This window comes from Flavobacterium sp. (genome assembly GCF_040379285.1).
Taxonomy (GTDB): domain Bacteria; phylum Bacteroidota; class Bacteroidia; order Flavobacteriales; family Flavobacteriaceae; genus Flavobacterium.
The window spans coordinates 21,585-34,102 of the sequence record NZ_JBEILJ010000026.1 but is presented as its reverse complement, the minus strand read 5'-3'; the positions used below and the strand labels follow the sequence as shown (position 1 = coordinate 34,102).

The following is a 12,518-nucleotide window of genomic DNA, read 5'->3' as shown; positions in this document are numbered from 1 at the left end:
TAGCAATTAGCTTTCTCACTTCCCATAGTAAGTCTTTGCTCTTGCTGCTTTCTTCTTTTTTCGATGTATCTCAAGCATTGCAACCCCGCCCAATTCAAATGAAAATATTCAACAAATAAGAAGAAACTTGCCTTTCAGCAAGCCATAACTCATAACTCATAATTCATATCTCAAAACCCTTCAGCCGTTTTACTTGAATCCGCGAGCAAGGTATGCAGTTGTGTCATTTCTTTTGCGGTAAGGGGGCGGTATTTTCCCATGGGGACATCGAGCGAGATGTTCATGATTCGAATCCGTTTTAGGGCGGTCACTTCATAACCGAGGTAGGCACACATGCGTCGAATTTGTCGGTTTAGCCCCTGGGTTAGCGTAATGCGAAATACATTCCGACTTATGGCTTCCACCGGACAGGGCCGCGTGACCGTATCCAATATAGGAACGCCTTTGCGCATTCGTTCGATAAAGCGATCGGTCAACGGTTTATCTACCGTTACGATGTATTCTTTCTCGTGATTGTTCCGCGCCCGAAGAATTTTGTTGACAATATCTCCGTCATTGGTTATCAGCAAAAGTCCTTCGCTGGCTTTGTCCAAACGACCAATAGGAAAAATGCGCTCCGGGTAGTTTAGGTAGTCAATGACGTTGTTTTTGACCGAAGTGTTGGTCGTGCATTCAATGCCTACCGGTTTGTGAAACGCCAAATAAATCCGTTTCTCTTGGTCGTTGTGTATCGGTTTTCCATCGACACAAATGCGGTCTTCGGGGCTAACTTTTGTGCCCATTTCAGGACGTAATCCATTGACGGTTATACGCCCTTGTTCAATAAGCCGATCAGCCTCACGTCGGGAACAATACCCCGACTCGGAAAGAAATTTATTCAATCGTGTCATGACACAAAGATAGCGATTCGCAACGATTACGGTTTTTCAATAAAATCAATCAAGGTTTGATACAAATACGCATCATGCAAACTGTGCCCGAGTCCGCGTGTCGTAATAAAATCTGCATGAGGCCATGCTTTTGCGATTTTTTCACTCTCTTCCCACAAAACCACCGTGTCTTCTTTATCGTGCACAATGATTCCGGGTAAAGTCAGCGATTCAACAAACAAAGCCGCCGAAAAGGATTCAATGGTCACCTCAAATCGTTTTTGGGTGTACGCCTTTAAAAAGCGATAAATACGACGGTTTAACCCAAGCAGTTTGATATAATTTTTTAGAATAATTTTAAAATCAGAAGGCGCTCCGAGAAGAATTAGCTTTTGTGCTGGATGCGGATAATGTTTTTGATAATACGCGATGGCATTGCCCCCCACCGAGTGACCAATAAGGATGGTAGGTTGGTAGTGCTCCACTATTTTGTGAATGAATGCAGCGTATAATGGAACGTTAAACTCCTTTCCACTCGACAATCCATGCGCTGGAGCATCAAGGGCTACAATTGTTTTTCCCGTTTTGAGTAGGGGTTTGATCAGCTTTTTCCATCGTGAGGCATTGCTTTCCCATCCGTGTACGAGAAGAATTACCTGGTCGTTCCCTTGCCAAACATAGGTTTGAATCACATGGGGATCCATGGAATGTGTTTCCCATTGGGCGCGTTGTAAAGTCTTTGGCGGTTTTTCGGCATTGAACCTTCCTTTTCGCGGTTGACTAAAAAAACGATATGCCAAACGGAGGGCATGTTTGGGATACACATAACTCATGAGGTTGAGGTATAACCCCAAAGTCTTGGCAAGTAGTAGTTGAATCATAGGCGCGGGGGATGAAATAAAAAAAGCCACCGTTGGGTGGCCTTATGTTTTAGATAGATGCAAACAATTGTTGCATTTTTTCTCTTTCTTCTTGTGCCAAAACATTATCGACCAAAATACGACCCGAATGCTCGTCGGTGATGATTTTTTTACGGGCTGCAATCTCCACTTGGGTTTGTGGGGGAATCGTAAAAAACGATCCTACAGAAGCACCTCGCTCAATCGACACCACAGCCAATCCGTTGCGCACACTTTTGCGGATACGGTCGTAAGCTGCCAACAAACGGTCTTCGATAACTTCGCGATATTCTGTTGATTTTTCCAACAAAAAGTTTTCTTCTTTTTGTGTTTCGGCCATAATATCGTTTAATTCCGCTTTTTTGTGCTTTAAGTGGGTAGATTTTTGATCTAACTTTTCTTTGGTCTGCCCCAATGCTTCTTTTTTGAACTCAATCGAAGCTTTCATTTCCTTGATCTGCTTTTCAGCCAATTGAATTTCCAATTCTTGATATTCAATTTCTTTGGTCAACGCGTTGTATTCTCGGTTGTTGCGAACCTCTTTTTGTTGTTCGGTATAACGCTTAATAGATGCTTGATGTCCTTCAATGGCGCTTTTTTTCAATTTAATACTGTCATCAATTTGGTTGAGTTCCAATTGTAACTTGTCCAAACGGGTGATTAATCCGGTTACTTCATCCTCCAAATCTTCTACTTCAAGCGGTAATTCGCCACGCACACTTCTGATTTCATCAGTGCGGGAATCAATTAGCTGTAAATCATATAGCGCTCTTAATTTTTCTTCAACGCTCATTTCTTTTGTAGTAGCCATATTTTATAAGTACTTAACCGGGTTTGTATTTACTTCTGATACTTGAATTCCACTCGGTAGCGGAACGGGTGCAAAATTAGTAATTTTTTCTTTAAGAAAATCAACTATGTAATTTTTTGTAAATCTTTCACTTTCAAAGTGTCCCACGTCTGCCAAGATCATTTTTCCCTCCGCTTCGTAGTAATTATGGTATTTTAAATCAGCCGTGAGGTACAAATCAGCCCCTGCGGCTAATGCATTTTTTATGGCAAAACTTCCCGAACCCCCCAAAACGGCTACACGTTCAATCTTTCGCTCCAAAAAAGCTGAATGACGAATGCCGCCACACTCCAATTTTGCTTTGACCTCCAATAAAAATTCTCTTGCGTCACGGGGGCTAGGGAGTTTACCGATACGTCCTAATCCCAAGTTTTGATGGGTGTTTTGTAAACTGTAAACTTCATAAGCTACTTCTTCGTAACAATGGTGCTTAAAAAGTGCTTGAAGGACGGGTTGTTGAAGGTGTTTTTCAAAGGTTACTTCAATTTTTTGCTCTTCGGCGTTTACCCATTCGTGGCGTTGTCCCACAACCGGATTGCTGTTTTCATTCCCTTGGTAGGTTCCGATACCGGTCGAATTGAAACTACAGTTTTCGTAGTTCCCGATGCGACCCGCGCCTGCAGCAAACAAGGCGTCTCTGAGGGCTGCCGCTTGTTCAATAGGGGCATAAGTGACTAGTTTTTGGATAAAATTGGTTTTCGGTATCAATACCTCCGACTCGATGATGCCCAGTGCTTTACATAAGAGCGTATTCACCCCCTCAGGATGGTTGTCCAAAGCCGTGTGGACCGCATAAATCGCAATGTCATTTTTGATGGCCTTACGAACAGCCCGCTCCACATAATTTTTTCCGGTAATTTTTTTTAACCCTGAAAAAAGAATGGGATGAAAACACACAACCACATTGCACTGTCGCGCCTCGGCTTCCTCTACAACGGGTTCCAATGCGTCGTGGCAAACCAGAATTCCGGTTACCACTACCTCAGGGTCGCCGACCAAAAGGCCTACATTGTCAAAATCCTCAGCATATGCCGTAGGAGCAAGGGTTTCCAACAAAGGAATTAATTGGCGTAGGGTAAATGAAGTGTTTTTGGTCATAGTATGGTTTTGAAATAAAAAAGGTTAGTAAAGGGAGGCAGTCAAGTTTCCCAGCGATTAAATTCATCGACGATTTGCCACGTGTCTCCTTTTTTTTGAAATAAAAAGAAACTTCCACTGTTGTGTTCTATTGAGCGGTAAAATCCCACTTTGATTAAACAATAGCCATGGTCTAGATAGATGGGTTGATTGACAATCATCATGCGTTGATTATTTTCGCCAAAGCGTTGAGTGTCCTTTTCAAATTGGGCTAAGGTCACAGGCTGTTGTACTTTTTGCTTTAAGTATTGATTTTCTATGGCAAATAAAAGGGAAAATTCAGCGTCCCATGTTTCTGGGGCTTTGGGTGTTTGTACCTGCTTTTTAATTGCCTCCAATCGGGATTGTAAAATAGGATGATTGCGACAGCCATCCCATAATTCAAGGGTGTTGGGCGCTTTATCACGATAAAAGTACAGCAATTGCAACCGATTTTTTACAATGGGTTTCTCTTGGGCATAAAAGCGATTCAACAGCAATTTTAGCAACACAGCATTGTCAGAAGGGGTGTTTTGAGCCTGTCCCAACAAACCCATGAATGCCCAAAGAATCACCCAGCATCTGCTCATTTTTTGGTATTCCATCGCTCAAAGATAAAAAAATGTTACTTTCGTAAAATGATTATTTTTCGTATTCTCCTTTTCCCTCTAGCCCTTCTTTACGGAGGAATCACCGCCCTGCGCAACAAGGCCTATGATTGGGGTATTTTGCGTTCCTACACCTTTCCCGTGCCCATCATAGCCGTGGGTAATTTAAGTGTGGGTGGAACGGGAAAAACGCCCCAGATTGAACAGTTAATACGACTTTTACAACCTTATTACCGTATTGCTACCCTGAGTCGAGGGTATCGTCGAAAATCCAAAGGGTATTGGGTGGCCAACGACCTTACAGACACATTTTCAAAAGAAGCTATTTTAGGGGATGAGCCTTATCAAATCCACCGAAAGTTTCCAGAAGTTACCGTCGCTGTCGATGCCGATCGCGTGCGGGGCATTACCCAATTGCTGGCCCGAAAGCCTCAACCCGAACTCATTTTACTTGATGATGCCTTTCAACACCGACGCGTAAAAGCGGGGTTATATATCCTGTTGACGGCCTATGATGATTTGTATTGTAACGATTGGATGTTGCCATCGGGTACCTTACGCGAGTTTACTTCGGGGGTACAACGCGCCCACATGATAATTGTCACAAAATGTCCCCCAAATTTGTCGGAACTTGCACAGCAGAAGATACGACAGCGTTTGTCTGCATCGGTTCCTGTTTTTTTTAGTACAATTGTCTACGAAGATGGGGTCTATGACGGTCAAAATCGTAGGGCATGGTCAAGTGTAAACAAAGCAGATTGTGTGTTTGTTACCGGAATTGCGAAGCCAAAACCTTTTTTGGAATTTGTGGGAGCAACCGAAAGTCAAACTCTTCAATTTCCGGATCACCACTCTTTTACTCCGCAAGATATTGAACGAATGAATCGGGAGTTTTCGGGTAAAATAGTGATTACGACAGAAAAAGATTTTGTGCGTTTACACGGAAAAGGACTGCAATTACCGTTGTATTATCTTCCCATGCAAAGTCAACTTTTGCACCATGAAAACCAATGGAAACAACTCATTCAAGATTATGTGGAAACAAGTACAAGAAACCGTTAATTACATCAAAAATGCAACCTCATTTTCACCCGATTACGGGGTGATTTTGGGTTCGGGTTTAGGGAGTTTTACCGAAGATATCCAAATAATGCACGTTTTACCGTATGCAGAAATTCCGCATTTCCCCATTTCAACCGTTCAAGGGCACCAAGGCGCTTTGGTTTTTGGAACCATCGGAACCAAGAGAGTTGTAGCCATGCAAGGTCGCTTTCATTATTATGAAGGATATTCTATGCAGCAAGTGACCTTTCCGGTTCGGGTGATGAAAGCATTGGGGGTGTCCAAACTTATTGTTTCCAATGCTTCGGGTGGAGTGAATCCTCATTATCACGTGGGTTCTATTGTTTTGCTCACTGACCATATCAATATGATGCCCGAACATCCGTTGCGTGGCGTCAATGAAGATCGTTTCGGACCCCGTTTTGTAAACATGAGTGCGCCCTATAATCGCACCCTAATTGTTCGAGCCCATGCCATTGCCCAACAGGCTGGATTTCCAGTTCACGAAGGGATTTATTTAGCATTGCAAGGCCCCACATTTGAGACATTAGCCGAGTACCGAATGGTTAAAATTTTAGGGGCTGATTGTGTAGGTATGTCGACGGTTCCCGAAGTTATCGTGGCTCGGCACATGGACATGGAGGTTTTCGGTTTATCAGTTATTACCGACATGGGCAATGAAGAAAGTATTGAAGAAGTCAATCATGCCGAGGTGCTTAAAGCGGCGCAAAAGGCAGAACCCCATGTGCGTTTACTGATTCGTGAATTGATACAAACGGATACTCTAGAGTAGATGATCGGCAATAATTTTGTAAAACTTTTCAGGTTCGAATGGCTTGGTCAATACTTCGGTCATCCCATACGAGAGGAGCATCTCTCGGTTTTCATATAAAGAAATCGCTGTTAAAGCAATAATAGGAATGTGGGTGTTAAATTCCCGAATTTGTTGCGTAGCAATTGTACCGTTGATGCCGGGCAAATGAACGTCCATTAACACCAAATCATAACTGTTGGGCTCTTTGCGTAATAGGGTAACACTGTCCTCGCCATTATCTAAGATACGACAAGACATGCCGCGGTTTTCCAACATTTTTTTGGTAATCATTTGGTTGATTTTATTGTCTTCAACCAACAATATGCGTTTTCCTTCGACCACGGTTTCGACGGGTTCTTCAGTTTTAAGAGGCTCTTTTTCTTCAACTAAGGTTTCGCTCACTTGGAAAGGTAAAATGAAGGTAAACGTTGTACCAAGCCCCACTTTACTGTTCAACGTAATGGTACCGCCCAACAATTCGACCAATCGTTTTACAATGGCCAATCCCAAACCCGTACCCCCGTATTTGCGGTTGATTTCTATCGAACCTTGTGAAAAACTTTCAAAGATTTCATGTTGTTTGTCCTCGGGTATACCAATGCCATTGTCGGCTACTTGAAATTTGATTTTGATGTTTTTGTCCTGAATCTCTTCCAAATGAGTGCTCAAACGCACGTGGCCATTTTTGGTAAACTTCAAGGCGTTATTCACCAAGTTGATAATGATTTGCGATAATTTCGTCGGGTCACAAATAAGATGTTCCGGAATCGATTTGTCAATGTCAATTTCAAAAATGTTATTGTTCTCCTGGGCAATCTCTTTAAAGGAGTTTTGAATGTTTTTGAGTTGGGTATGAAAAGCACACGGAATATTTTCCACAGGTACGTTTTCTGATTCAATTCGGTTGATTTCCAAAATGTCATTGATGAAAGTCAACAAATAATTCCCAGAAAATTGAAGGGAGTTTAAATATTCAATCTGACTTTCTTTGGGGTTGTCTTCGATCAAAAGATGCGTGATTCCATTGATGGCATTCAAAGGCGTTCGCAATTCATGACTTACCGTTGAAAGGAATTCAGAACGCGCTTTAGTGGCATTTTCAGCACGTTCTTTGGCGATTTCTAACTCGCGGTTTTTTTCCTGAAGCAATTTATTGGATTCGTTGCGGAGGATGTTGTTTTTGTACAGCGATAAACTCAACAACGAAAGGATTGAAATTAGTGCAATGGCCAAAATACTGATTAGTTTCGCAAAGTTTTTGGCTTTCGTTTGACTCTCATTTTCCCGTTCCAATTGCTCGGCATGCTTTAATTTCTCGGCATTTTTGAAGGAATCAAAATCGACCGGTTCAATCTTTTGAAGGTATTGAATGTCATTTTTTTTCTTTAACTGCACATAGCGCTTTAGGTAAGCGTGTGAAAGTTCGAGATTAGCATTTTTCTCATAAATTTCACTCAACGCTAGGAGTATTTTGGTCTGCAAGCCCGTCTGTCCCTCCGCCTGTTTTAGGGCGCGGGTCATGTAATTTAATGCCAAATTATTGCGCTTTTTCTCCTTTTCCAACATCCCTAAATGGTAGAGGGCTTCTGGAACAATCTTTCTGTTGTGCACCGTGTCGGTAAGACTTACAATTTTCTCTAAAATTTCTTGCGCCTGATTATTTCGCCCCTTGCTTTTGTAAACGATCGCACGCTGTAGGTTAATCATTTCAATCGCACTATGGATTTTTAACTTTTGATAAATGGCTTGGGCCTTGTTCAAATTATTTTCTGCCAATGCCATGTTATTTTGCTCAATGTAAGTGAGCCCTAAGTAATAATAACACAAGGCTTGCTCCCGTGAGGGTGATAAATTGGAATAAAAAGCGATAGTACGCACAAAAGCATCGAGGGCGTCTTCATTCTTTTTTAAATCAAAAAAAATGAGACCCAAATTGAAATAACTATCCCCTAATGCTTTTTCATCGCTCCTCTTTTGCGCATAATTGATGGCTTTTTGTGCATAATTAAGGCAGTTTCTATAGTTGTTTGCTTTTTTGTGGTATTGTATCTGTTCAAAGTAATAGCCAATACTATCGAAGGGCTTCGATACCTTTTTTTGCGCCGATACGACACAAGTAAATACGATGAAAAACCAAAGTTTTCTCATTATAGGGCAAAATAGCCCACAAATTAATAAAATTATTTGGAAATCAAGCGAATTAAATCGACCAATCGCGAAGAATACCCAATTTCATTATCATACCACCCGACGACCTTTACCATTCGGTCGATGACAGAAGTAAGTTGTGCATCAAAAAGACAAGAATGGGTATTTCCAATGACATCCACAGAAACGATAGGGTCTTCGGTGTAATCCAAGATATTTTTATAGTGACCCTGAGCAGCTTTTTGAAAAGCATGATTGATTTCGGCAATACTTACATCGCGTTTGACATTAAACGTAATGTCGGTGAGGGAGCCATCGGGAACGGGTACCCGAATACCACAACCTCCAATTTTCCCTTCCATGTGCGGGAATATCTTGGTCAACGCTTTGGCTGCACCCGTAGTAGTAGGTACAATGGATTGCGAAGCCGCACGGGCACGACGTAAATCTTTATGGGGTTGGTCGTGCAAACTTTGGTCAGTAGTATATGAATGCACAGTGGTGATATAGGCTTGCTCGATACCACACAATTCTTCAATAATCTGAATCATGGGTGCGGCATTATTGGTGGTGCAACTAGCATTGGAAATAATCTGCTCGGTTCCATCCAATTCTTTTTCATTAACCCCCAAAACAATGGTTTTGATTTCTGGAACTTCGGAAGGTGCCGATAAAATTACTTTTTTGGCCCCCGCTTCCAAGTGTTCTTGTAATTCCTGATAACTTTTAAATTTTCCCGTCGCTTCGATTACAATATCCACACCCACAGTTGCCCAAGGAATTTGAGCAATGTTTCGTTCGTGAAAAAAGGGAATTTTGTGACCGTCAACGACCAAAAAATCAGCTTCGGCCAAAACGGGTAGACCAAACCGTCCATGAATACTGTCATAACGGGTGAGGTGCGCCATCGTAGCCGTGTCGGCAATATCATTGATGGCTACTACTTCAATGGCGTCATGATTCCACAATAATCGGAATAAATTGCGGCCAATGCGTCCGTATCCGTTGATGGCTACTCGAATTTTTTGCATGTGTAGGGGGTTATAGAATATGCTTTTCAGCGTGGTAACTTGAACGAACCAACGCGCCACTTTCTACATGACGGAATCCCATTTCTTTCCCAATACGTTCATATTTTTCAAACTGTTCTGGGGTGATGAATTCTTTTACCGGTAAGTGTTTCTTGGTGGGTTGTAAATACTGTCCCAAGGTTACAATATCCACATTGGCATTGCGTAAGTCTTGCATGGTTTCAATGACTTCGGCTTCTGTTTCACCCAATCCCAACATGATACCCGATTTGGTGCGGCGAATTCCTTTTTCTTTTAAATAGCGCAGTACTTCCAAACTGCGGTCGTATTTGGCTTGAATTCGCACTTCACGCGTTAAACGACGTACGGTTTCCATATTGTGCGACACCACTTCGGGATTGGCTTCAACGATACGATCAATGTGACGGTGAATGCCTTGGAAGTCGGGAATTAAAGTTTCTAAGGTCGTTTCGGGATTCATGCGTCGGATGGCCTCTACGGTTTCCAACCAAATGATGGAACCCATGTCTTTCAAGTCGTCGCGATCCACACTGGTAATTACGGCGTGTTTAATACGCATAATTTTAATCGAACGGGCCACTTTTTCAGGTTCGTCCCAATCCACGGTTTCAGGACGTCCTGTTTTTACCCCACAAAAACCACACGAACGGGTACAAATATTACCCAAAATCATAAACGTTGCGGTACCTTCACCCCAGCATTCACCCATATTGGGGCAACTTCCCGAGGTGCAAATCGTATTGAGTTTGTACTTGTCAACAAGCCCCCGTAATTCTGTATATTTTTGTCCAATGGGTAGCTTGACTTTGAGCCATTTAGGTTTTCCATTGGGAGGCAATACGTTGGTAGTTTCTGTGTGCATAATTGGAAAATTGTACGCAAAAATACAATCAAAATTTGAGAAATTCGGTGATGTGTTAAAGTTTTAAGAATCGTTTGCTACTCCAAAAAGTCCAATTCTTTATCATGCGTTTCTGGAATGGTTAAGGTAGCGTAAATCCCCAATGAAAAGGCCAAAACACCTACCCACATCGCGGCATGGATAATGGAAATGTCTTTTTTTAAATAATCAAACAGGAGTAACATCAAAGGAAGTAATCCGCGCACCATGTTGGGTACTGTAGTAGTTGTGGTGTTGCGCAAATTGGTGCCAAACTGTTCGGCAGCCACGGTGACAAACATCGCCCAATAGCCTGTACCGAGGCCCAACCAAACACAGAAAAAATAATAGCTTTGTTCAGAGTAAGCGCCACCAAACAACATTCCAATCACGCCCAAAACCGTAAATAGCATCATGTATAAGATGGCTTTTTTTCGCGAATGCAAGGCATGGGAAATAAAACCACTGGCAAAATCCCCAGCCGATATTCCTACATACGCCCACATGATGGCCTTTCCGGGAACGATGGTGTCAATACCCATTTCGGGAGCAAATTGATTGGCCATCATCGCAAGAATACCAATGCAGTACCAAGTTGGTAACCCGATCGCAATACATTTAAGGTATTTAATCAAACGGGTTTTATGGGTAAATAGGCTCAAAAAGTTCCCTTTGGACAAGGTCGTATCCTCGGCAATGCTCTTGAAAATTCCGCTTTCGGTGACACTAATTCGAAGAACCAACAACAAGAGTCCCAAACCACCTCCGATAAAGTAAGCCGTGGTCCAATTGTCGGCCATTTCCACCGTAAGTTGTGCAACCACCGCTCCCAATAACCCAAAACCAGCTACCAATGACGTTCCCAAAGCGCGTAATTCTTTGGGTAAGCTTTCCGAAACCAAGGTTATACCCGCACCGAGTTCTCCTGCCAAGCCAACACCAGCGGTAAAGCGCAACCAAGCATAAACGTTTGCTTGATGCATAGAATCTAGTTGTGGTAAAAATCCACAGGCAATGTTGGCCAAGGAATACACAAGAATGGACCCAAAGAGCACCGACAAACGCCCTTTTTTGTCCCCAAAAACACCCCAAAGAATGCCGCCCAACAACAGACCTGTCATTTGGTAGTTGATGATTTGTGTTCCTACCGTATCGACATCAAGGTTGAGTTCGGTGAGACTAGGAACGCGAACAATACCAAACAGCAATAGGTCGTAAATGTCAACAAAATAGCCTAAAGCAGCAATAATAACTGGAAAACTCAAAAGGTGTTTCCATTTTTCTTGGGTAGAAAATTGGGTCATAAAAAGTTGGGTTTGTCGGGCCTAAAATACTAAAAAAAACCGCAGGGGTTAGCTGCGGTTAATTGAATACATATTCGGTTATTGACTTACGGTAATCGGAATGGTAAAACGGGAGCGTACGGCTTGTCCTTTCTTTTGACCTGGACGCCATTTGGCTTTGATGGCATGTAAAACGCGCAGTGCTTCTTTGTCAACCGATTCATCAGCATTGCGTAAAATTTGAATGTCGGTCATGGTTCCGTTTTTTTCAATGACAAAAGTGACAAAAACTCTATGTACCTGTTCGGTTTCTTCAAGGGCTTGCGGGTCAAATCTTCGTTTGATTTCTTCATAAAAACGGTTAATACCTCCAGGAAATTCAGGTTGTTCATCCAACCCCACAGCGTTTTCAATGGCGTTGGGGTCGATAGTATTGCCTGGGTCACCTCCTGAGGTCGGTTGCGTACTCGTTCCATTCGGGTCGCCACCATTCGCAAGCGGATCAGTACTTGTACCCGTATCGCTACCCAAGCCAGGATTCGGATTTACTGCAGGATCTTTGGGCTCAGGTTTGGGTTCGACTGGTACTAATTCAGGCGCTACAGGGGTGTATTTTTTCACCGCATTTTCTGTAGTTTTTGCTTGGGCCGATTCCCCTTTGTGAACTTCTTTTTTAATCTCAATTTTCGTTAAAACAAGCGTGTCGCTCGATAGGGGTGGCAGATTGTTATCGGGTGTTGGCTCAGTGTGAAACGAGCTTAAAAGAAAGATCCCAAAAGTGAGCAAGGAAAGCCCAAAAATAAAGGCTAACCAGGTGGTTTTTTCATTTTCGCGCCGAAGTTGATAGGCGCCATACTGTTGGTTTTTACCCTCAAAAATGACATCCAGCCATTTTTTTTCAAAGATACTTACATGGTTCATAGTTCTAATGTGTTAA

12 protein-coding genes are annotated in these 12,518 nt (G+C 42.5%); 2 read left to right on the top strand and 10 right to left on the bottom strand.

The window, feature by feature from the left end:
• Window positions 1-170: 170 nt before the first annotated feature.
• From rluF to ABWO12_RS07170, 5 genes are read right to left on the bottom strand one after another with little or no spacing between them, the layout of a single operon-like run.
• The gene (gene rluF / locus ABWO12_RS07190; protein ID WP_353088077.1) at window positions 171-890 is read right to left on the bottom strand and encodes a 23S rRNA pseudouridine(2604) synthase RluF; all 720 of its coding nucleotides are present in this window, start codon (window positions 888-890) and stop codon (window positions 171-173) included.
• A 26-nt stretch (window positions 891-916) separates the two neighbouring features.
• Entirely contained in the window at window positions 917-1,750 is an 834-nt protein-coding gene (locus ABWO12_RS07185; protein WP_353088076.1) for an alpha/beta fold hydrolase, read from the bottom strand.
• Window positions 1,751-1,799: 49 nt separating this feature from the next.
• Window positions 1,800-2,579 carry a zinc ribbon domain-containing protein gene (locus ABWO12_RS07180; RefSeq protein ID WP_353088075.1) on the bottom strand — a complete coding sequence of 260 codons (780 nt, stop codon included), beginning with the start codon at window positions 2,577-2,579 and terminating at the stop codon, window positions 1,800-1,802.
• Window positions 2,580-2,582: 3 nt separating this feature from the next.
• Complete coding sequence (locus ABWO12_RS07175; protein WP_353088074.1) at window positions 2,583-3,716, bottom strand: Nif3-like dinuclear metal center hexameric protein; 1,134 nt, start codon at window positions 3,714-3,716, stop codon at window positions 2,583-2,585.
• 41 nt (window positions 3,717-3,757) lie between these two features.
• Window positions 3,758-4,324 (bottom strand): hypothetical protein, encoded by a 567-nt coding sequence (locus ABWO12_RS07170; protein WP_353088073.1) that lies wholly within the window; start codon window positions 4,322-4,324, stop codon window positions 3,758-3,760.
• 48 nt (window positions 4,325-4,372) lie between these two features.
• Between ABWO12_RS07170 and lpxK the strand changes: the two genes are divergently transcribed.
• Complete coding sequence (gene lpxK / locus ABWO12_RS07165) at window positions 4,373-5,404, top strand: tetraacyldisaccharide 4'-kinase (RefSeq protein WP_353088072.1); 1,032 nt, start codon at window positions 4,373-4,375, stop codon at window positions 5,402-5,404.
• Window positions 5,376-6,197 carry a purine-nucleoside phosphorylase gene (locus ABWO12_RS07160; protein ID WP_353088071.1) on the top strand — a complete coding sequence of 274 codons (822 nt, stop codon included), beginning with the start codon at window positions 5,376-5,378 and terminating at the stop codon, window positions 6,195-6,197. The genes lpxK and ABWO12_RS07160 overlap by 29 nt, the downstream gene beginning before the upstream one ends.
• Here the strand turns inward: ABWO12_RS07160 and ABWO12_RS07155 are convergent.
• The 5 genes from ABWO12_RS07155 to ABWO12_RS07135 form a co-directional block, all read right to left on the bottom strand.
• Complete coding sequence (locus ABWO12_RS07155; RefSeq protein ID WP_353088070.1) at window positions 6,189-8,366, bottom strand: tetratricopeptide repeat-containing hybrid sensor histidine kinase/response regulator; 2,178 nt, start codon at window positions 8,364-8,366, stop codon at window positions 6,189-6,191. The genes ABWO12_RS07160 and ABWO12_RS07155 overlap by 9 nt on opposite strands.
• A 32-nt stretch (window positions 8,367-8,398) precedes the next feature.
• The gene (gene gap / locus ABWO12_RS07150) at window positions 8,399-9,397 is read right to left on the bottom strand and encodes a type I glyceraldehyde-3-phosphate dehydrogenase (RefSeq protein ID WP_353088069.1); all 999 of its coding nucleotides are present in this window, start codon (window positions 9,395-9,397) and stop codon (window positions 8,399-8,401) included.
• Between the two features lie 10 nt (window positions 9,398-9,407).
• Window positions 9,408-10,280, bottom strand: coding sequence for a lipoyl synthase (gene lipA, locus ABWO12_RS07145; protein WP_073363618.1), 873 nt, complete (start codon window positions 10,278-10,280; stop codon window positions 9,408-9,410).
• A 77-nt stretch (window positions 10,281-10,357) separates the two neighbouring features.
• Window positions 10,358-11,602, bottom strand: a complete 1,245-nt coding sequence (locus ABWO12_RS07140) for an MFS transporter (RefSeq protein ID WP_353088068.1) — start codon at window positions 11,600-11,602, stop codon at window positions 10,358-10,360.
• Between the two features lie 78 nt (window positions 11,603-11,680).
• A complete protein-coding gene (locus ABWO12_RS07135; RefSeq protein WP_353088067.1) occupies window positions 11,681-12,502 on the bottom strand; it encodes an energy transducer TonB in 822 nt (273 codons plus the stop codon).
• Window positions 12,503-12,518 lie beyond the last annotated feature (16 nt).